This window comes from Streptomyces ortus (assembly GCF_026341275.1).
In the GTDB taxonomy this organism is placed as follows: domain Bacteria; phylum Actinomycetota; class Actinomycetes; order Streptomycetales; family Streptomycetaceae; genus Streptomyces; species Streptomyces ortus.
In genome coordinates this window covers 5,256,806-5,277,521 of record NZ_JAIFZO010000002.1, presented here as the reverse complement: position 1 = coordinate 5,277,521, position 20,716 = coordinate 5,256,806, and the positions used below count along the sequence as shown (strand labels likewise).

16 protein-coding genes are annotated in these 20,716 nt (G+C 71.4%); 1 reads left to right on the top strand and 15 read right to left on the bottom strand.

Annotated features, from left to right (window positions below):
- Positions 1-7: 7 nt before the first annotated feature.
- The 9 genes from K3769_RS26680 to K3769_RS26640 all read right to left on the bottom strand — a co-directional run bounded on the left by K3769_RS26680 (position 8) and on the right by K3769_RS26640 (position 11,260).
- Entirely contained in the window at positions 8-2,317 is a 2,310-nt protein-coding gene (locus tag K3769_RS26680; RefSeq protein ID WP_267028821.1) for a xanthine dehydrogenase family protein molybdopterin-binding subunit, read from the bottom strand.
- On the bottom strand, positions 2,314-3,957 hold the full coding sequence (locus tag K3769_RS26675; RefSeq protein ID WP_267028820.1) for a 2Fe-2S iron-sulfur cluster-binding protein: 1,644 nt from the start codon (positions 3,955-3,957) through the stop codon (positions 2,314-2,316). Before K3769_RS26675 ends, K3769_RS26680 begins: the two co-directional genes overlap by 4 nt.
- A complete protein-coding gene (locus K3769_RS26670) occupies positions 3,954-4,847 on the bottom strand; it encodes an FAD binding domain-containing protein (RefSeq protein ID WP_267028819.1) in 894 nt (297 codons plus the stop codon). The genes K3769_RS26675 and K3769_RS26670 overlap by 4 nt, the downstream gene beginning before the upstream one ends.
- Before the next feature lie 277 nt (positions 4,848-5,124).
- The gene (locus K3769_RS26665; RefSeq protein WP_267028818.1) at positions 5,125-6,807 is read right to left on the bottom strand and encodes a beta-N-acetylhexosaminidase; all 1,683 of its coding nucleotides are present in this window, start codon (positions 6,805-6,807) and stop codon (positions 5,125-5,127) included.
- A 1-nt stretch (position 6,808) separates the two neighbouring features.
- Positions 6,809-7,657: a carbohydrate ABC transporter permease gene (locus tag K3769_RS26660; RefSeq protein ID WP_267031558.1), complete on the bottom strand. Its 849-nt coding sequence runs from the start codon at positions 7,655-7,657 to the stop codon at positions 6,809-6,811.
- 47 nt (positions 7,658-7,704) lie between these two features.
- Entirely contained in the window at positions 7,705-8,733 is a 1,029-nt protein-coding gene (locus tag K3769_RS26655) for a carbohydrate ABC transporter permease (RefSeq protein WP_372515173.1), read from the bottom strand.
- 5 nt (positions 8,734-8,738) lie between these two features.
- Entirely contained in the window at positions 8,739-10,052 is a 1,314-nt protein-coding gene (locus K3769_RS26650; RefSeq protein ID WP_267028816.1) for an extracellular solute-binding protein, read from the bottom strand.
- Positions 10,053-10,346: 294 nt separating this feature from the next.
- Positions 10,347-10,658 (bottom strand): DUF3039 domain-containing protein, encoded by a 312-nt coding sequence (locus K3769_RS26645; protein WP_189775099.1) that lies wholly within the window; start codon positions 10,656-10,658, stop codon positions 10,347-10,349.
- A 29-nt stretch (positions 10,659-10,687) separates the two neighbouring features.
- A complete protein-coding gene (locus K3769_RS26640) occupies positions 10,688-11,260 on the bottom strand; it encodes a YqgE/AlgH family protein (protein ID WP_267028815.1) in 573 nt (190 codons plus the stop codon).
- A gap of 252 nt (positions 11,261-11,512) precedes the next feature.
- Here K3769_RS26640 and murA point away from each other — a divergent pair, with 252 nt between their 5' ends.
- Positions 11,513-12,859: a UDP-N-acetylglucosamine 1-carboxyvinyltransferase gene (gene murA, locus K3769_RS26635; RefSeq protein WP_189775097.1), complete on the top strand. Its 1,347-nt coding sequence runs from the start codon at positions 11,513-11,515 to the stop codon at positions 12,857-12,859.
- 112 nt (positions 12,860-12,971) lie between these two features.
- Here murA and K3769_RS26630 read toward each other — a convergent pair whose 3' ends face one another.
- The 6 genes from K3769_RS26630 to K3769_RS26605 all read right to left on the bottom strand — a co-directional run bounded on the left by K3769_RS26630 (position 12,972) and on the right by K3769_RS26605 (position 20,414).
- A complete protein-coding gene (locus K3769_RS26630) occupies positions 12,972-13,253 on the bottom strand; it encodes an HU family DNA-binding protein (protein WP_007382399.1) in 282 nt (93 codons plus the stop codon).
- A gap of 532 nt (positions 13,254-13,785) precedes the next feature.
- Positions 13,786-15,201 (bottom strand): NAD-dependent malic enzyme, encoded by a 1,416-nt coding sequence (locus K3769_RS26625; protein WP_267028814.1) that lies wholly within the window; start codon positions 15,199-15,201, stop codon positions 13,786-13,788.
- Positions 15,202-15,652: 451 nt separating this feature from the next.
- A complete protein-coding gene (locus K3769_RS26620; protein WP_267028813.1) occupies positions 15,653-18,127 on the bottom strand; it encodes a HelD family protein in 2,475 nt (824 codons plus the stop codon).
- Positions 18,128-18,269: 142 nt separating this feature from the next.
- Positions 18,270-19,043, bottom strand: a complete 774-nt coding sequence (locus tag K3769_RS26615) for an anti-sigma factor family protein (RefSeq protein ID WP_267028812.1) — start codon at positions 19,041-19,043, stop codon at positions 18,270-18,272.
- A gap of 38 nt (positions 19,044-19,081) precedes the next feature.
- Positions 19,082-19,603, bottom strand: coding sequence for a sigma-70 family RNA polymerase sigma factor (locus K3769_RS26610; protein WP_010039908.1), 522 nt, complete (start codon positions 19,601-19,603; stop codon positions 19,082-19,084).
- Positions 19,604-19,820: 217 nt separating this feature from the next.
- On the bottom strand, positions 19,821-20,414 hold the full coding sequence (locus K3769_RS26605) for a CGNR zinc finger domain-containing protein (protein ID WP_267028811.1): 594 nt from the start codon (positions 20,412-20,414) through the stop codon (positions 19,821-19,823).
- Positions 20,415-20,716: the final 302 nt, after the last annotated feature.

Genomic DNA, 20,716 nt, shown 5'->3' with positions numbered 1-20,716 from the left:
CCCCGCGTCACTGCGTCACCGTCACCACGGCCGCCTGGGGCCTTATCGGCAGCCGGTTGACCGGGCGCCCCGTGGCCGCCCGGACCGCCGACGCGACCGCCGCGGGGGACGTGACGACCGGTACCGCGCTGACGGCCTTCGCCCCGAAGGGCGCGACCACGTCACGCTCCTCGACGAGCTTGACGATGCGGATGTCGGGGGCGTCGAGGGCGGTCGGCAGCGAGTACCCGGTCAGGTCGGGGTGGCGTACCAGCCCGCGCGCGGTCCGCAGGTTCTCCGTGAGGGCGGCGCCGATGCCCTGCGTGACACCGGCCTCGATCCGGGCGGCGAGCTGCGCGGGGTTCAGGATGCGGCCCACGTCCTGGGCGAGCGCCAGTTCGACCACGCGCACCGAGCCCAGTTCGATGTCCACGTCCACGACCGCGCGGATCGCGCAGAAGGCGAGGCCCACGAAGGCGTCGCCCTGGCCCGCGCCGTCCAGCGGCTCGGTGGGGTGCGGGCGGCACTGCGCGGTCGCCCACAGCTCCTTGCCGTCCATCGCCTCGGCGACGGTGGTCGAGAGCACTCCGTCGTACGAGGTGATCTTGCCGTCGGTGATCTGGAGCAGCTCGGTGGACATGCCGAACTTGTGCGCCAGGGGCTGCAGCAGCTGCGTACGGACCATCTTGGCGGCCCGTTCGACGGCGCCGCCGGACACCCAGGTGTGCCGGCCGCGGGCGCTCGGGCCCGCCGGGGGCTGGTCGGTGTCCACGGAGGCCACATGGACCTCTTCGATGCCGAGCGTCTCCTGGACGATCTGCCGGGCCAGCGTGGTGAAGCCCTGGCCGGTCTCCACGGCCGCGCAGAGCACGGTGGCGATGCCGTCGTGGACCTTCACGGTGGCCGTAGAGACCTCGTCGGTGCCCTCGGCGCCGAGCATGTGGACCATCCCCAGGGCGTAGCCGACGCCCCGCCGTACGGCGCCGGGTTCACCGGCGCCCTCGGGGCCGCCGGGGAGCAGCCACTCGTCCTCCGGGGTGTCCTTGGGGAGGGCGGGCAGCGGGTGCTCCTGGACGGCCTGGAGCAGTTCGGCCACGGGGGCCGGGCAGGTGACCGTCTGGCCGGTCGGCAGGACGTCCCCGGTGGCCAGTACGTTGCGCATGCGCAGGTCGGCCGGGTCGACGCCGAGCTTCTTGGCCAGCTTGTCCATCTGGGCCTCGTAGGCGGCGCACACCTGCATGGCGCCCTCGCCGCGTACGTGTCCGGAGGGCGGGTTGTTGGTGCGTACGGCCCAGCCCTCGATGAAGGCGTTCGGCACGACGTAGGGGCCGCAGGCGAAGGAGACGGCGGCGGCCAGGGCCTCCGAGGAGGTGTCCGCGTACGCGCCCGCGTCGAGGAGGATCTGCGCCTCGACCTTGACCAGCCTGCCCTCGGCGTCCGCGTGGTGGCGGTAGCGGAGCAGCGTGGGGTGCCGGTGGACGTGCCCGAGGAAGGATTCTTCGCGGGTCGCGGTCAGCTTGACCGGGCAGCCGGTCTTGAGGGCGAGCAGCCCCAGGGGGAGCTGGAAGCCCTGGTCCTCGCGGTCGGCGGTGGCGCCGGGCACGCCGGTGACGACGACCTTCACGCGCTCCGGTTCGAGCCCGTAGCAGGCGGCGGCCGTGTCGCGGTCGGTGTGCGGGTCGGTGGAGGCCACGTAGAGCTCGACCCCGCCGTCGGGGCGGGGCACGGCGAGCCCGGCCTCGGCGCCGATCGGGGCGGGGTCCTGGCGGCCGATGCGGTAGAGGCCCTCGACGACGATGTCGCCGGCCGCCTCCGGGTCGCCGTGGCGCAGCGGGATGTGGCGGATGAGGTTGCCGTCGGGGTGCAGGGGCTCGGCCTCGAAGGCCTGCTCCGGGTCGGTCACCGGGTCGAGGACCTCGTACTCGACGATGACGGCGGCGGCGGCCATGCGCGCGGTGTCGGGGTGGTCCGCCGCGACGGCCGCGATGGCCTCTCCGTGGTGGCGCACGACCTCGGAGGCGAACACCGGGCGGTCGGCCCTGCCGCGGCCGAGCAGCGCGGTGCCGGGCACGTCCTCGTGGGTGATGACGGCCTGCACGCCGGGCATCTCGCGCGCGTGGGTGGTGTCGACGGACAGGATGCGCGCGTGCGGGTGCGGTGATCTCAGGACGGCGGCCCACAGGAGGCCCTCGGCCCACAGGTCCGCCGCGTACGGGAAGGTGCCCTCCGTCTTGGCGCGGGACTCCGCGGACGGCAGGGACACGCCGAGGCCGTGCGGCGGCGGTTCCGGCGCGGTGCCGGGCTGCGCGGTGGTCGCGGTGGCGGTGTCGTTGCTCACGCCTGGCCTCCGTCCTGGCCGTACGGCTGCTCGTGGGGCTGGCTGGACTGGTGGGGCTCGAACGCGGACGGGTTGACGCCTCCGGAGCCGGGGCCCGCCTGGTGCGGGATACGGGCCTCGTCGCCGTCCGAGGAGCTCTCGGCGGCGGCGTGGGCCTCGCGCTCGGCCACGACGTCCCGTACGGCCTCCAGGACGCCCCGGTAGCCCGAGCAGCGGCACAGGTTGCCGCACAGGGCCTGGCGGGTCTCCAGGTCGGTCGGCGCCGGGTTGCCCTCAAGGAGGTCGTGCACGGTCATCGCCATGCCCGGGATGCAGAAGCCGCACTGCACGGCACCGCACCTGGCGAGGGCCCGCTGGACGTCCGAGGGCTGCCCGTCGGCGGCGAGGCCCTCGACGGTGCGCACCTCGCTCCCGGCGGCGGTCACCGCGGGCACCAGGCAGGAGGCGACGAGCCGGCCGTCCACCTGGACGTTGCAGGCGCCGCACTCGCCCTGTGAGCAGCCGTCCTTGGCGCCTGCGAGGCCGAGGCGCTCGCGCAGTACGTACAGCAGCGATTCGCCGATCCAGGCGTCCGTCACGGGCCGTTCGACGCCGTTCACCCGCAGGACGTACGAGGCGAGGGGGTGGTCGTTGTGCGGGGCGATGCCCTGAGCCTCGTCGGACTCGGCCTCGGACTCGGACCCGCCCCCGGACTCCTCGGCAACGGCGTCGGCGGTGGCGTCGGCGTGCGCGTCCGGAGCCCGCTCGTCGGGCTCCTCCGTAGAGGCCGCTTCCTGCTCGGCGGCGGGGTCGTCCGCGAACTCGGGGTGGTCGTGGCGGGGCGCGGCCCCGGACGGTTCCTCGCGTCCGTCGTCGCGTCCGTCGTCGTGACCCGGGTCGCGCTCCACGGAGACGGCGATCTCGTCGGCGTGCGCTCCGGAGACGTCGATGATCTCGGCGGCGCCGTGCTCGGCGGGCGGCTGCTGCCCGGCCGGCTGCTGGGCCCACGGTTCGTCGGCCCAGGGGGCCGCCGCCCCGCCCGGCAGCGTGGCGGGCGGACTGCCGCCCCACTGCTCGACCAGCGAGGACGTGGTGAACTCACCGGACTCGTCCGGCAGATCACCGTCCGCGAGCGGGATGGACCACTGCCCGGTGACGTCCTGACCCGAGGCGTCGTGCCCCGTCCCGACGCCACCCGTCCCGTCATGCCCCGTCCCGTCGTGTCCGGGCGGGCCCTGGTCGCCCTGTGCGGGCTGGTCGAAGGTCCACTGGCCGGTGGCCCCGGGGTGGTACGAGAACTGGTCCTGGGGGGCCTGCCGGTGCTCCTCGGGGAGGGTGTTCGGGTCGGGCCACCGTACGTCCTGCCCGTGACCGGGGCCGGCCGCGTCGGGCGGTGCGCCCCAGGCGCCGGCTGACCCGGGGTCGTTCTCCGCACCCGTGCCGGGCGCGACCGTTATCGGCGGCGGTACGTAGCCGTGGCCGGGCGCGGCGAGGGGCGAGTCCGCGAGGAGGGCGTCGATGCCCCCTTCGGGGAGCTTGACGAAGGCGGTGGCGCCGTCGTCGTAGTCGCCCTGGGGCAGCGGGTCCCAGCGGCTGCCCGCGCGGGGCCCGCCCTGTCCGTGCTGGTCTCCGTACTGGTCTTCGTGCTGGTCGTCGGTCACGACAGTGCCCTCCCCAGTGCTCGTCGGGCCAGCGCGGCGACGGTACGCCGCAGGTGCAGTACGGCGGGCGGCAGCGGCTGTACGGAGCCGTCCTCCTCGGGGGCCGGATCGGGGATGCAGGCCGCGGCGACGTACTCGCCGAAGGCGGCCAGCGCCTCGGGCACGATCGCGCGGTTGTTGTCCCAGTCGATCAGCGAGGCGACCCACTGCTCGGCGTCCAGGGGGCGCAGCGGCATCGGCGCTATGGCTCCGACGGCACACCGCACTCCGCGCCGGGCGGGGTCGAGGACGAGCGACACGGAGGCGATGGCGCGCCCGGGGCCGGTCCGTCCGGTCGCCTTGAGGAAGACCTGGGGCGCGTGCAGCAGCGGCACGCGCACGTACCCGATGAGTTCGCCGCCGCGGAGCATCTCCACGCCCGCGAGCAGGTGCGACACGGGGATCTCACGGCGGGCGCCGCCCGGGCAGGCGATGATGAGGGTCGCTTCCAGCGCGGCCAGCACCGGCAGCGCGTCGCCGGTGGGGGACGCCGAGGCGATGTTGCCGCCCAGGGTGCCCGCGTTGCGGATCTGCGGCGGTCCCGCGGCCCGCGCGGCGGCGGCGAGGGCGGGGATGAGGGCGGCGAAGTCGGGGCGCCCCATACGCGCGTGGGTGAGGCCCGCGCCCAGGAGCGCGTGGCCGTCCTGGTACTGCCAGCCGCGGATCTCGCTGATCCGGCCGAGGCCGACGAGTGCGGCGGGCCTGAGCTGTCCCGAGTTGACGGCGGCCATGAGGTCGGTGCCGCCGGCCACGGGAACGGCGGCGGGCATGGCGGCGAGTGCCGCCACGGCCTCGTCCAGTGAGGCGGGCAGCGTCACGGCGTGCGCCGCCTGCGGTGCGTGCGTGGTCAAACCGGCTGCCCCTTCCCGCTGCCCCACCTGGTCCCACCTGTGTTGCCGTACGGTACGTGCTGACAGGGCGGACGTGGCAACTCTGGCACATCTTCCCGGTTCCCCGACGCGGGGGTCCGCTAGGAGGCATTCCTACCCGCCACCAGCGTATGGTCCGTTTTCGCACCACATGGCCCGCCGGAGTCAATTGGCGGGTTTCGTGTCCTCTTGGGCGCCTTTCTCCGTAGCGGCCACCGTCCCAGGGTGCCGCGCCGGGCGACACCCTCCGGGAGCCTCCTCACACGTTCGGGGGCGGCCCCTCGATCGGGCGTCCGAGCACCCCGGGGCGCCGCTGCCACGGCAACGGCCCGGCGGGCGGCCGGTAGGCGACTCCCAGGGCGTCAAGTCGCGCGTAGTGCGCGGTCATTCGCTCCTCGAAATCCGCGAAGTCGCGTTCCGCGGGCGGGGGCAGCGCGCTCCAGGCGACCTCCGCGAAGGCCACGAGCCGCGGGAAGGCCTGGTAGTCGACGCGGGCCCGGTCCTCCATCACCTCGGTCCACAGGTTGGCCTGGGTGCCCAGCACGTGCCGCGCCTGAGCGGGGGTCAGCTCCGGTGGAACGGGTTCGAAGCGGTAGACGTCCTCCAGGGTGCGCACGAAGCCGATGGGCACCGGCTCGTCGGGGCCCTCGGCCTGCCGGTGGTCCAGGTACACCTGCTGCTCAGGGCACATGACGACGTCGTGGCCGGCCCGTGCGGCCGTGATGCCGCCCCGGTAGCCGCGCCACGAGGAGACGGCGGCGCCGGGGGCGAGTCCGCCCTCCAGGATCTCGTCCCAGCCGATCAGCCGGCGGCCTCGCGCGCCCAGCCAGTCGTCGAAGTGGCGGATGAACCAGGACTGCAGTTCGTCCTCGTCCGCGAGGCCCAGTTCGGCGATCCGCGCCTGGGCGGCGGGGGACGCCTTCCACTGGTCCTTGGCGCACTCGTCGCCGCCGACGTGGATGAACTGTGAGGGGAACAGTCCGAGGAGTTCCTCGAAGACGCCCTCGTAGAAGCGGAGGGCGTTGTCAGTGGGTGCGAGTACGTTTTTGGAGACGCCCCAGGTGTCCCAGACGGAGAGGGAGTGCGTGTCGATGACATCGGTGTTGCCGAGTTCCGGATATGCGGCGATGGCGGCCTGCGAGTGCCCCGGGATGTCGATTTCGGGGACGACGGCGATATGCCGTTCGGCGGCGTACGCGACGATCTCGCGGATGTCGTCCTGGGTGTAGTGGCCCCCGTGCGGCTTCTCCTCCCAGTGGGGCGAGGCGCGATGACCGAATTTGGTGCGTGCCCGCCATGATCCGGTCTCCGTGAGCTTCGGATACCGCTTGATCTCGATACGCCAGCCCTGGTCGTCCGTGAGGTGGAAGTGGAAGACGTTGAGCTTGTGCGCGGCCATCAGGTCGAGTTGGCGCAGGACGCCGTCCTTCGGCATGAAGTGCCGCGAGACGTCGAGCATGAGTCCGCGCCAGCCGAATCGCGGTGCGTCCTCGATGGTCCGGTTCGGGACGACGTACGTGACGCCCGGCCGGACGGGTGCCCGCCGGAAGGCTTCGGGGCCGATGAGCTGACGCAGGGTCTGGGCTCCCCAGAACACTCCGGCGCCACTTCCGCCGCGGATCTCGATACCGTTTTCGGCATCGACGTCGAGTACGTACGCCTCGGGTCGCAAAGTCCCGTCGATACGCAACCGCACGGTACGGGCGGCGTTTTCCGCGCCGGTGGTGTTTTCGGGGCCCGGCGGCAGCGAAAGTCCGAGGGCGGCACCGAGGGTGAGGCGCAGCCAGCGTTCGGTGGTGCCGGTGCCCGGCCCGGCCCACAGGGTGGTGTCCGCGTCGAGCGGGACGCCCGGGCGGGTGGACTCCCGCACCGAGCGGGGTGCCGGGATCACCCCGGCCGGGGCTGCGAGGGCGGGAGCCGCGTCGCTCGGGTCAGCGTTCACGTCAGTCCTTCACCGCGCCGCCGAGTCCGGAGACCAGGCGCCGCTGTACGAGTACGAAGAAGATCAGCACGGGAATCGTCATCACCGTGGAACCGGCCATCACGCCGCCCCAGTCCGGGTCGTCGGGCTTGTAGAAGACGAGGAGGGCCATCGGCAGCGTGGACTGCGAGGTGTCGCTGATGATGAAGGATTTGGCGAACAGGAAGTCGTTCCAGGCGGAGATGAAGGAGAACACGCTGGTGGCCACGAGCCCCGGAAAGACCAGCGGGAAAAGGATCTGCCACAGGAACCGCGTCCGGCTCGCCCCGTCGATGTGGGCGGCCTCCTCCAGCGCTTCGGGGACGGCCTTCACGAAGCCCCTCAGCATCCAGATCGCGAAGGGCAGGGAGAAGGCGATGTGCGGCAGGATCAGCGCGCCCAGGGTGTTGAGCTGACCGAAGTCCCGCATCTGGAAGAAGAGGGGGATCGTCAGTGCCTCGACGGGCACCATCTGGGCGATCAGGAACATGATCAGGAGGGTGGTCCGGAAGCGGAAGCGGAATCGTGTCACGGCGGTCGCGGCGAGAAACGCGATGAGTGCCGAGACGGCGACGACGGTGACCGCCACGACAAGACTGTTGAGGAAGTAACGGCCGAATTCCTGCTGCCCGAAGACGCGCCGGAAGGAATCCAGGGAGGGAGAGAGCGTCCAGGGCCGCGGCTCGCTCGACTCGATCTCCCCGGCCGGTTTGAAGGCGCTGAGCACCATCCAGTAGAGGGGGAATGCGACCACCGCCGCGATCAGCAGCGCCGAGGCCTCCGCGGCCAGTCGCCAGGGCCGCCGCACGGAACGGCGTACGAGATTTCGCACGAATCCGGCCTGGACCGAATCCACCGAATCCCCGGACGTCACGGAACTCACAGTTCTTCCCCCTGCCTTCGCAGCAGCCTCAGATAGACGAGCGTGACGGCCAGCAGAATCAGCAGCATCACCACTCCGATCGCCGACCCGAGGCCGTACTGGGAGGACGCGAAGGCCTTTTGATACGCGTACACGTTCAGGACGAGGTTCTGGCCCGCGATGCCGCCGCCGTTGGTCATGACGTAGATCTGGGTGAAGACCTTGAAGTCCCAGATGACCGACTGGATGGTGACGACCACGAGGATCGGGCGGAGCATCGGCGCGAGCATCGAGCGCCAGATCCGCCACTGGGAGGCGCCGTCCAGGGAGGCGGCCTCCAGGACCTCGGAGGGCACGGCGCGGATTCCGGCGTACACGGTGACCATCACGAACGGGAAGGAGCACCAGACCACTTCGAGCAGGACGAGGGCGAAGGCGCTGTACCGGCCGTACGTCCAGGAGTGGTCGCCCAGTCCCAGGATCCGGTTGACCGGCCCGAAGTCGGGGTCGAACAGGAGCAGCCAGACCGTGGACCCGGTGACCGCCGGGGTCGCCCAGGCGCCGAGCGCGGCCAGCATCAGGGCGAGCCGCGGCAGGGCACGGACACGTGTCAGGAGGACGGCGAGCGCGCAGCCGACCGCGAGGGTCGACACGACGCACGCCCCGGCGAACACCATGGTGGCCAGCAGCACCTGCCAGAACTGCTCGTCGCGGAAGAGCGCCGCGTAGTTCCCGAAGCCCTGGAAGGACGTCGGCTCCCCGCCGCTGACCTGGGCCTGGGTGTATTCCAGGAACGAGATCAGCCCGAGCTGGTAGACGGGGTAGACGAGCAGCCCGCCGAGGACGACGAGGGCGGGGGCGAGGTAGAGCCAGGGCGTCCAGCCGCCGCGGGCGAGCGGGGATCTGCGGCCCGCCGCGGGGCCGCGGCCCGGCCGGGGCGCCTTGGTGGCGGCCCGGGCCGAGGATGCCCGCACGGCGGGTCCGGCCGCCGGGGCCGGCCCGGGGGCTGCCCCCGGGGCGGACACCGTGAGCGGCCGGTCGGTCATCCGGCTCATCCGGCGGAGCTGAACGCGTCGTTCATCTTCTCGGCCGCGTCCCTGGACGCGGCCTCCACGCCCTTCCGTCCGCTGACGACCTCCTGGAACATCGTCGGCAGGACCAGGGACGCGTCGATCTGCGACCAGGCGGGCGAGGCCGGGACGAACTTGGCGCCGGCGCCGAGGGTCTTCACGAACGGCTCGACGAACGGTTCGCGCTTCGCGACGTCCCGGCGCACGTCGGTGAACGTCGGCAGGAAGCCCATCGCGTCGAAGAGCGCGCCCTGCGTCTTCTTCGACGCGAGCTGTTCCATCAGGTCGACGGCGAGGGTGCGGTGGGTGGTGCTCTTGAGGACGCCGAGGTTGTTGCCGCCCGCGAAGGCGGGGGCGATCTCACCGGACTTCACGCCGGGCAGCGGTACGACCTTGTACTTGCCCTTGACCTTGCCCGCCTCGATCGCCGCGTGGCTGAAGTCGCCGGCGATGGCCATGCCGGCCTTGCCGGAGGCGAACGCCGTGACGGTGTCGTTGCCGCCCATGCCCGCGCACTTGGCGGCCGGACAGTTGTCGTCGCCGAAGAGCGAGGTGTACGCCTTGATGCCCTTCTGGGCCTCGGCGCTGTCGATGGTCGAGGCGTACGAGCCGCCCTTGCCCTCGGCGAGTTCACCGCCGTTGGACCAGATGAACGGCATCGCGCCGTACGTGTAGGCGCCGCCGACCGCGAGACCGTACAGCTCGGGCTTCGCCTGCCGGATCTTCTTGGCCGTGCTGATCAGTTCGGCCTGCGTCTTGGGCACGTCGAGGTCCAGGTCCTCGAAGACGTCGGTGCGGTAGTAGAGCGCGCGGACGCCGACGAAGTACGGGGCTCCGTAGATCTTGCCGTCGACCGTGACGGACTGCTTGGCGGTCGGGTCGGTGTCCTTGGACTCGCTCCAGTCCGTGAACTCCTCGCTGACGTCCGCCAGTCCGCCGTCCTTGACGTAGCCGGCGGTGTCCGTGTTGCCGTACTCGATGAGGTCGGGCGCGCTCTTGGGGTCGTTGAAGGCGGCCTTGATCTTCTCGGCGCGGGTCTCGACGGGGATGTACTGGACGTCGACCTTCGTACCCTTGTGGGCCTTCTCGAAGGCGGTGACGACCCCGTCGACCACCTTCTCCTTCGGCGCGTTGGCGACCTCCTGGAAGAGCCACACACGCACGGTGCCGCTCTTCTCGTCCTTGCCGCCGGAGTTGTCGGACGACTCGGGAGCACAGGCGGTCGCCGTGAGCCCGGCGACGACGAGGGCGGCGATCGGGGCGGCCATGCGGGCAGAGAGCGGTGCGAGCTTCATGGGGGCGTCCTCCGGGGGCGCGTTGCAGCATTTGCAATGGTGGTTTTGCGCTGCACAACACCCGGGAGGCTATGGAGTACATGAACATGCCCACAAGAGGTCTCAACCACTCTGTGACCGGCGGAAGCATTCCGTGCAACGGACGGCCGGGACAAAGGCCCCGGATACGCCGCATACGCCGACGCCGCCCCGAGCCCCGCCGATCAGCCGGACACGAGGCCGGACACGACAGAGCCGCGGCACCCCGCACCGGGGCACCGCGGAACGCGGGAGACCGCTAAGGCCACGGGCGCGCTACTTGCCGCCGTCCTTGCCCTTGCCGCCGCCCTTGCCGTCGTCGCCACCGGCGCCCATGGACTCGTAGATCTCCTTGCACATGGGACACACGGGGTACTTCTTCGGGTCCCGGCCCGGGACCCACACCTTGCCGCAGAGTGCGACGACGGGCGTACCGTCGAGCGCGCTCGCCATGATCTTGTCCTTCTGGACGTAGTGGGCGAAGCGCTCGTGGTCCCCGTCACCGTGCGACGTCTGCGGCGTCGGCTCTACGAGGGTTCCCGTCCCAGTGCCTCGCTGGGGCTGGGTCTCAGGCTCAAGAGTGCTCATAGACGCAAGAGTACTGAAGGCCGGGGTCATCAGTTGAGCGAAGGGTCGTCCGGGTACGTGGCCACCATCGCCAGTTCGTTGCGCTGACGGCGCAGGACCTCGCGCCACAGCCGCTCCGGGGCGGGCGAGGAGACATCGCCCGGCTCCGACTCGACGACGTACCAGGCGCCCTCGCCCAGCTCGTCCTCCAGTTGCCCCGGCCCCCAGCCGGCGTACCCCGCGAAGATCCGCAGGGAGCCGAGCGCCGAGGCCAGCAGCTCCGGCGGGGCCTCCAGGTCCACGAGTCCGATCGCGCCGTGCACCCGGCGCCAGCCGAGCGGCGCGCGCTCCCCGGAGGCGCCGCCCGGGATCACCGCCACCCCGAGCGCGGAGTCGAGGGAGACGGGGCCGCCCTGGAACACGACGCCGGGCTCCCCCGCCAGTTCCGCCCAGCCCGCGAGGATGTCACCCACGTCCACGGGGGTCGGGCGGTTGAGGACGACGCCCAGCGAGCCCTTCTCGTCGTGGTCGAGAAGCAGCACGACCGCGCGGTCGAAGTTGGGGTCCGCCAGGGCGGGTGTGGCCACGAGCAGCCGCCCTGTGAGCGAGGACACCTCGGTCATGCGTGACATGATCCCGCATCTTCCCCGCGCACGGGGAGGCAATACCCGTAACCACGTGAACGCAGCTCAGGGCACAAGGGGCGTGCGTGGAGCGCGCGATGGGGCCGGTGACCCCACGTGTCCGATTAGGCACGGTTCGTGTTGTGGCAAAGCTATGACGTGTCTGAGAGGCCCTCGGGCTTACTGAAGGGGGGTGGGCGGCCATTACCCTTGCTTCTTCGCCTCTGTCCCACCAATCGGAACGCGAGATACATGACCGTCAACGGCTCAGACGACGTACTCCTTGTCCACGGCGGAACCCCGCTGGAGGGTGAGATCCGTGTCCGCGGTGCGAAGAACCTCGTACCGAAGGCCATGGTTGCCGCACTGCTCGGCAGCGCTCCGAGCCGGCTGCGCAATGTCCCGGACATCCGTGACGTGCGGGTCGTACGCGGGCTGCTGCAGCTGCACGGGGTGACGGTCCGTCCGGGTGAGGAGCCGGGCGAGCTCATCATGGACCCGTCGCACGTGGAGAGCGCCAACGTCGCGGACATCGACGCCCACGCGGGTTCGTCGCGCATCCCGATCCTGCTGTGCGGCCCGCTGCTGCACCGCCTCGGCCACGCGTTCATCCCGGGCCTGGGCGGCTGCGACATCGGCGGCCGGCCGATCGACTTCCACTTCGAGGTGCTGCGGCAGTTCGGCGCGACCATCGAGAAGCGCGCGGACGGCCAGTACCTGGAGGCCCCGCAGCGGCTGCGCGGCACGAAGATCGAGCTGCCGTACCCGTCCGTCGGCGCGACCGAGCAGGTGCTGCTGACGGCCGTCCTCGCGGAGGGCGTCACGGAGCTGGCGAACGCGGCGGTCGAGCCGGAGATCGAGGACCTGATCTGCGTCCTGCAGAAAATGGGCGCGATCATCGCGATGGACACCGACCGCACCATCCGCGTCACGGGCGTCGACAAGCTCGGCGGATACACCCACGCGGCCCTGCCGGACCGCCTGGAGGCCGCCTCCTGGGCTTCCGCGGCCCTGGCGACCGAAGGCAACATCTACGTCCGCGGCGCCCAGCAGCGCTCGATGATGACGTTCCTCAACACGTACCGGAAGGTCGGCGGCGCCTTCGAGATCGACGACGAGGGCATCCGCTTCTGGCACCCCGGCGGCCAGCTCAAGTCGATCGCGCTGGAGACGGACGTCCACCCGGGCTTCCAGACCGACTGGCAGCAGCCCCTCGTGGTCGCCCTCACGCAGGCCACCGGCCTCTCGATCGTCCACGAGACGGTGTACGAGTCCCGCCTCGGCTTCACGTCCGCGCTGAACCAGATGGGCGCGCACATCCAGCTCTACCGCGAGTGCCTGGGCGGCTCGCGCTGCCGCTTCGGCCAGCGCAACTTCCTGCACTCGGCGGTCGTGTCCGGCCCGACCAAGCTGCAGGGCGCCGACCTGGTCATCCCCGACCTGCGCGGCGGCTTCTCGTACCTGATCGCGGCGCTGGCGGCCCAGGGCACGTCCCGGGTGCACGGCATCGACCTGATCAACCGCGGCTACGAGAACTTCATGGAGAAGCTGATCGAGCTGGGCGCGAAGGTGGAACTGCCGGGCAAGGCGCTGGGCTGAGTCCTCGTGAGCCCGGCCCGCGTCTGAGGCCGTCTTCGAGCGAACCACGATGGGGCGGTACCCGGAGTTCCGGGTACCGCCCCATCAGCGTTCTCAGCGAAGCGCTTGGCGCTTACTTGCCCTTGGCGGCTTCCTTGAGCTTGCTGCCCGCGGAGACCTTGACGCTGTAGCCGGCCGGGATCTGGATCGGGTCACCGGTCTGCGGGTTGCGAGCGGTACGAGCGGCACGGTGGGTGCGCTCGAAGGTCAGGAAGCCGGGGATGGTGACCTTCTCGTCGCCCTTGGCGACGATCTCACCGACGGTCTCGGCGAAGGCGGCCAGAACGGCGTCGGCGTCCTTGCGGGTCACCTCGGCACGGTCGGCCAGCGCGGCCACCAGCTCACTGCGGTTCATGTTGTTACTCCCGTGTTCTTCTTGCCGTTGAGGCGTGCCACGCGGCGGAGCCGCATATCGGGCACGTCGAAGCCGATGCTGCCAGGGTCCTCGGCGGTCCCCGGACCCGGGTCCGTGGCCGGACCCTCGCGCCCGAAGACGCATCCTGCCCCCACCTGCGGCGGGAAAGCCAATCCGGCACCCCTGGGAGTCACACGAAAAGCGCCACGGCCTCGATAATGGTGACGCTCCGTCCGCTCCCGGCAGCGGACCGCAGGGCCGGTGAGGGCCTGGTGGGCCCGCAGGGACCGAGCCATGGCCGCCACCCTAGAGGCGCGCCGAGGCGCGGTGTCCGGCGACGCGCCGGTAGCGGGCCGGGGTGGCAACCGTCACAAACCCGGGGCCGGCCCCCGAACCCATGGCCCTCAAACGCCGGACGGGCGGAGACGGCGCCGGACCGGCGGACATCTTCGGCCCGTCCGGCGTTCGAGGACGAGCGCGCCAGTGCGACAGGGGTCTGGGGGCGCAACCCCCAGGGAGGTGAGGCAGCGCCTCAGACCGTGACGCCCGCCGCCTTCGCCGCGTCGCGGACCGCGCCCGCCACCGCCCCCGCGACCTTGTCGTTGAAGACGCTGGGAATGATGTAGTTCGCGTTGAGCTCGTCCTCGGTCACGACCTCCGCCAGCGCCGTTGCGGCCGCAAGCATCATCTCGGTGTTGACCGTGCGGGACTGGGCGTCCAGGAGCCCGCGGAAGACACCCGGGAAGACCAGCACGTTGTTGATCTGGTTCGGGAAGTCCGAGCGGCCGGTGGCCACGACCGCCGCGGTCTGCCGGGCGACACCCGGGTCGACCTCGGGGTCGGGGTTCGCGAGCGCGAAGACGATCGCGTCGTCGGCCATCGCGGCCACGTCGTCGCCGTCCAGCACGTTCGGGGCGGAGACGCCGATGAAGACGTCCGCGCCGCGCACGGCCTGCTTCAGCGTGCCCGTGACGCCCTCGGGGTTGGTGTTGTCGGCGATCCACCGCAGCGGCGAGTCCTCGGCGGCCTTCACCAGGTCCTCGCGGCCCGCGTGCACGACACCGTGGATGTCGGCCACGACCGCGTGCTTGACGCCCGCGGCGAGCAGCAGCTTCAGGATGGCCGTACCGGCCGCGCCCGCACCCGACATGACGACACGGATGTCGCCGATCGACTTGCCGGTCACCCGCAGCGCGTTGGTGAGCGAGGCGAGGACGACGATCGCCGTGCCGTGCTGGTCGTCGTGGAAGACGGGGATGTCCAGGGCCTCGCGCAGACGGGCCTCGATCTCGAAGCAGCGCGGGGCGGAGATGTCCTCCAGGTTGATGCCGGCGAAGCCGGGGGCGATCGCCTTGACGATCTCCACGATGGCGTCGGTGTCCTGCGTGTCCAGGCACAGCGGCCAGGCGTCGATGCCGGCGAACCGCTTGAAGAGCGCGGCCTTGCCCTCCATCACCGGCAGGGCGGCCTTCGGGCCGATGTTGCCGAGGCCCAGCACGGCCGAGCCGTCGGTGACGACCGCGACCGAGTTGCGCTTGATGGTCAGACGGCGGGCGTCCTCCGGGTTCTCGGCGATCGCCATGCAGACCCGGGCCACCCCGGGCGTGTAGATCATCGAGAGGTCGTCACGGTTGCGGATGGGGTGCTTCGACGCCATCTCGATCTTGCCGCCGAGGTGCATCAGGAACGTACGGTCGGAGACCTTGCCGAGCGTCACGTCCTCGATGCCGCGCAGCTGCTCGACGATCTCTTCCGAGTGCTTCGTGGAGGACGCCGCGATGGTGACGTCGATACGGAGCTTCTCGTGGCCGGAGGCCGTCACGTCGAGGCCCGTCACCGAGCCTCCGCTGGACTCCACGGCGGTGGTGATCTGGGAGACCGCGGTTCCGCTCGCGGGCACCTCCAACCGGACCGTGATCGAGTAGGAGACGCTGGGCGCCGTTGCCATGGCCGACTTCCTCTGCTGTTCACCGGGTACTGCGGGCGCTGCGAGCACCGAATGTCTCGTCCTGGCCCGTGGTTTGCCGTCCGATCGTCGCACCTACCGCGGAGTACGTGGTAGCCGCCCCGGATTGCGAACCTTTTGTTCACCACGAGAGAGGTCCACGTCACCTGGTGACGTGGACCTCGGTCGTACGACTGTCTCTGTTGCTCAGTTCAATGACACCGACCCGCCATGCTCGCCTCGCGGCAAGTGGTCGCTCGTAGCGACGAAGGTTGGGCCCGGGGGCTTGGATCGGGCCGGTGTCACGTCAAAGGTAACAAACGATCCCCGTAAGGCAATTCCCGCACCGTGGGTTCACAGCGAAGCTTTACGCGGACGGGCCCCGCGGTTCACCGGGACGGGCCCCGTGATTCACCAGGCCGCCCCGCTCCCCCGCACGGGCCCGGGGCCACGCTCAGTCCCGCAGCAGGTCCGGCACCCCGTCCGCGTCCGGCTCGTCGCGGGCCGCCGAGACGATGGTGAGCTGCTGGGTCGCCCGGGTCAGCGCCACGTACAGCACCCGCAGTCCGGCCGGTGACTCGTCGGCGATCTCCGCGGGTGAGACGACCACCGTGGCGTCGTACTCCAGGCCCTTGGCCTCCAGGCTGCCGAGGGCCACCACGCGGTCCCCGAGCCCGGCGAGCCAGCGCGCCGCCTCGCCGCGCCGGTTCATGGCGACGACGACGCCGACCGTGCCGTCGACCTGGTCGAGCAGCCGGGCGGCCTCCTCCCGCACGGTCTTCGACAGGGCGTCCCGCGCGCCGCCGGAGCCCTGACCGCCGGAGCTCCTGCCACCCGCGGCACCGCCCGCCGCGCCGGCCGCGGGCACCGCCGTGACGAAGCGCGGCTGTACGCCGGTCGAGCGGACCGCTCTGGGCGACTCGGAACCGGGCATGGCGAGGGCCAGCACCTTGGCGGCGAGGGCAGCGATCTCGGCCGGGTTGCGGTAGTTCACGGTGAGCGTGAAGCGGCGGCGCGGACGGCTGCCGAGGGCCTCGTCACGGGCCTCGGCGGCCTCGTCCGGGTGCGACCAGGACGACTGGGCGGGGTCGCCGACCACGGTCCAGGTGGCGTGCCGTCCGCGGCGGCCGATCATGCGCCACTGCATGGGCGTGAGGTCCTGCGCCTCGTCGACGATGACGTGCGCGTACTCCGTACGCTCCTGGGCCAGCCGTTCGGCCCGCTCGCGCTGCGTCTCCTCGCGCTGGGGCATGAGCTCCTCAAGGCCCGTCAGCTGGTCGAGCGGATCGAGGTCGCGCTTCTTGCGGGGGCGGGTCGGGGTGCCGACGATCGCCTCCAGTTCGTCGAGCATGGCCACGTCGTGCACGGAGAGCCCGTCGCGCTTGAGGGAGCGGGCCACCCGGCGCACCTCGCCGGGGTTGAGGATGCGCCGCGCCCAGCGCCCGAGCCGCCGCTCGTCGGCCATCGCCGCCAGGACGGCGCGCGGTGTCAGCTCGGGCCACCAGGCGTCGAGGAAGGCGATGAAGGCGTCCTCCGCGCTGACGTCCTCGTCGAACGAGGAGCGCAGTTCGGCGGCCAGCTCGGGGTCGCTGTGCCGGGAGCCCGCGCCGGAGCGCGACCAGAGGGCGTCGAGCAGCAGCTTGCGGGCGCGCGGGCGCAGCAGGTTCACGGGCGCGGTGCCGGAGAGCGCGTTGTTGCGGATGCGGTCCAGCTCGGGCGCCTCCAGCTCCAGCCGGCGCCCGAAGGCGACGACACGGAGCCGGGTGGGCGTGGCGAGGGGGGCCCGCGTGCCGGTCTCGTCGTCCCCCTCGCTCTCGTCGCCGAACGCGAGCTGCCCGGACGGGACGGCGTCGCCGGGCCGGCCGGCGCCGGGGCCACCCGGCGTCTCCAGTGCCCCGCGTGCCGCCTGCCGCAGCACCTTGAGCATCCGGTAGGAGCCCTTGGCACGGGCGACGGCCGGTGCGTCGTACTGGGTGGCCTCGGCGCCGTCGACCAGGTTGCCGACCGCGCGGATGGCGACCTGGCCCTCCTCACCGAGGGACGGCAGGACGCCTTCGGTGTACGCGACGAGCAGGGGCGTGGGCGAGACGATCAGGATGCCGCCCGCGTACCGTCTGCGGTCCTGGTAGAGCAGGTAGGCCGCCCGGTGCAGGGCCACCGCGGTCTTCCCGGTGCCGGGGCCGCCCTCCACGTACGTCACGGACGCGGCGGGGGCCCGGATGACCAGGTCCTGCTCGGCCTGGATGGAGGCGACGATGTCGCGCATGGTGTGGCTGCGGGCCTGGCCCAGGGCGGCCATCAGGGCGCCGTCGCCGATCACCGGGAGTTCGTTCCCGGCGAGGGTGGCGGTCAGCTCCGGGCGCATCAGGTCGTCCTCGACCCCGAGGACCTTGCGGCCCTTGGAGCGGATGACCCGGCGGCGTACGACCCGGCCGGGGTCGACCGGGGTGGAGCGGTAGAACGGGGCCGCCGCGGGGGCCCGCCAGTCGATGACCAGCGGCGCGTACTCGGCGTCCAGGACGCCGATGCGGCCGATGTGGAGGGTCTCCGCGATGTCGGCGGTGTTGTCGGGGCGGACGGCTCCCTCGGCGGGTTCGACCGCCGTGTACGCGCCGTCCGGGCCCTTCTTGCCGTCCTTGCCCTGGAGGAGGTCGATCCGTCCGAAGAGGAAGTCCTCGAACTCGTTGTTCAGGCGGTTGAGGTGGATCCCCGCCCGGAACACCTGCGCGTCGCGCTCCGCGAGTGCCCCGGGCGTCCCGACCTGGCCGCGCTGGGCGGCGTCGTTCATCAGGAACTCCGCCTCGTGGATCTTTTCCTCAAGACGCTGGTACACCCGGTCGAGGTGTTCCTGTTCGACGCCGATCTCCCGGTCGCGTACGGAGTCGCCTACCGGATCGAGCGCCATTTCCTGCTGAACCTGAGCGGCCACCGGGCCCCCTTCTGACGTGCATGGCAGCCGTCAACCGTACGCGAAGGGGAGCCCGCCGGGCTACGTTTCCGCTCTTGATCCACTTACCGGTCGGCTTCGCGCCGGCTTTCCCGCCGGCCGGCCCACGCCCTCGCGGGCCGGCTCACGCGTTCACCTCGACCAGTTTGTCGCCGTCGAAGGTGACGACCTCGAAGTGGTCGATGTCGGCGCTGCTCATCGCCACGGCGCCCTGGAGGTAGAGCGGATTCCTGGCCAGCTCGGTGGCGGCGCCCTTGATTCCGTACCCCCACTTCGGGACGGTCCAGGTGGTCGCCGTCTCCCGCTCGCCGCTCTTGCTGACGGCGACCAGGGAGCACTTCTGCGGGCCCTTGACGTTCTTCAGCTGGAGCGCGATACCCGTGCCGTAGGGCTTGCTCACCGTGCCGACCGCGGCGTTCACCTGCGTGGCCGCGTCCGTGGCCTCGACCTTGTCCTTCATGTCGGTGAACACCTGCTTGGCGGGGCTGACCGACGCCAGCGGCCTGGCCTCCTGCGCGGTGTCACCGCCGCTGGTGGCCGCGATCGCGGCGATCGGGCCGCCGATGATCAGCGAGGCCGCGAGCCCGAAGAACAGGCGCCGGCTCTTCTTGGCCTTGACGCGCCGCTCGACCACTTCGCCGACCAGCCGGTCGGAGAGCTGTGGGCTCGGGCGGACGGCCAGTGTCTCGCCGATGGCCGGTGTGCCCCGCGTGCCCGGCAGATCCGCGAGGGCGGCGAGCATCGGCTCCATGCCGGCGAGCTCGTCGAGCTGCTGCCCGCACCACTCGCAGGTGGCGAGATGCGCCTCGAACTCAGTCGCCTCGGCGTCGTCGAGGATGCCCAGCGCGTAGGCACCCACCGTCTCGTGCAGATCGCCCTGCCCTTGCGAACTTTGCATGGAACCAGGACTACCCGTTCCGTATCCCCCGTATGTGCTCATGCCGTCACCCCCCGCTCCTCCAGTGCGAGCTTCATCGAACGCAGGGCATAGAACACCCGTGAGCGCACCGTGCCGCTGGGTATCCCCAGGGTTTCGGCGGCTTCGTTAACGGTACGCCCCTTGAAGTACGTCTCGACCAGTACCTCCCGATGCGCGGGGGTCAGGTCGTCGAGCGCGTCGGAGAGTGTCATCAGCCACAACGCCTTGTCGATCTCGTCCTCCGCGGGAATGACCTCCAGCGGCGACGGGTCCACCTCCTGCGGCCGGGCCTGCCGGCTGCGGTGCCCGTCGATGACGATGCGCCGGGCGACCGTCACCAGCCAGGGGCGTACCGAACCGGTCGCTCGGTTGAGCTGACCGGCGTTCTTCCACGCGCGGATGAGCGTCTCCTGCACGACGTCCTCCGCCCGCTGCCGGTCTCCGGCGACCAGCCGCAGCACATAGGCGAGCAGGGGCCCCGCGTGCTCCCGGTACAGCGCACGCATCAGCTCCTCGTCGGGTTCCGAGGGCTGGGACATGCGATGTCGGGCCCTCGGCGATCGTTCATCGGCCACGGCGGAATCCTTGCGCACGCCTACCTCCGGTGTCCGGGGGATCCCCCAGTCGGTCGCTCATCTCCGGATACGGGTGCGGGCGTTGCGCTGTTCAAAGTGAATGGAATTCTTTGTGAGGAGCGTGAGGATCTCTCCTCCTCATCTGCTCCACAAGTGCTTCACGAGGGATCCACGGCAGATCCTAAGCCCGTGCGAGGGCTGCTCTGCGCCGGTGCCTGGCCACCCGCTCGCGGTTCCCGCACACCTCACTGGAGCACCACCTGCGGCGACGCCCTCTGGACGTATCCAGGTACACGATGGGGCAGTTGTCTCCCTCACACTGCCGGATGCCCGCGCGGGCCGCCGGGTCCGTGAGGAGCTCCACCGTGTCGCGGGCGACCGCCGCGAGGAGCGCCGCGCAGGTCGGCGGAGCGCACAGGCTCCGGACGAGCGAGCCGCCCGCGTCCCACTCCGCCAAGGGTACGGGCGGTGCGGCGCGGGCGAGTTCGTTGACCCGGGCCAGCGCGAGCACGGTGGGCCGGGAGTCCCGCGAGGGCTCCTTGCGCATCAACTGTCCTATTTGACCGCGCAGTTCACGAAAGCCCGCGATCCAGGAGGAGTCGGCCGACGCGAGAGGCGTGCCCGCCGGGACGAGTCCGGATCCGGTGATCCAGGCACGCAGCGGTTCGGCCGAGTCGAGCCGTTCCTCGGGGTGCGTGGTCGCCAGGAGATCGAGACAGATCCGCCCGGAGTCGAACCGCAGCTCGTACGGGGCCGTGGCCGTGCCCAGTGCCATGTGCCTGTCACCGCCTTGGGGTTGCCGCCAGTGCCGCCCGTTGCCGCCCGGAGGGGCCGGTGCGGGATCGCAGGAGGTCGGGGGAGGTCGGGGAGGTGTCGGGGGGCGAGGGTCCGTGAGAGGGCCGCGCGGGACCCCTGAGGAGGCCGCGCAGGGCTCGTACCCCTACAGTGCCCTCCCCCGCGCGCGGCGGGAAGCCCCACGCCGTTCCGTACCGGCCCGCGCCCCGCGGCCACCGGCAGGTACGCGGGGCGCGGCGGGTACGGGTGGGCGTGCGCGTGAAGGTCTCAGACGTCGGCGTA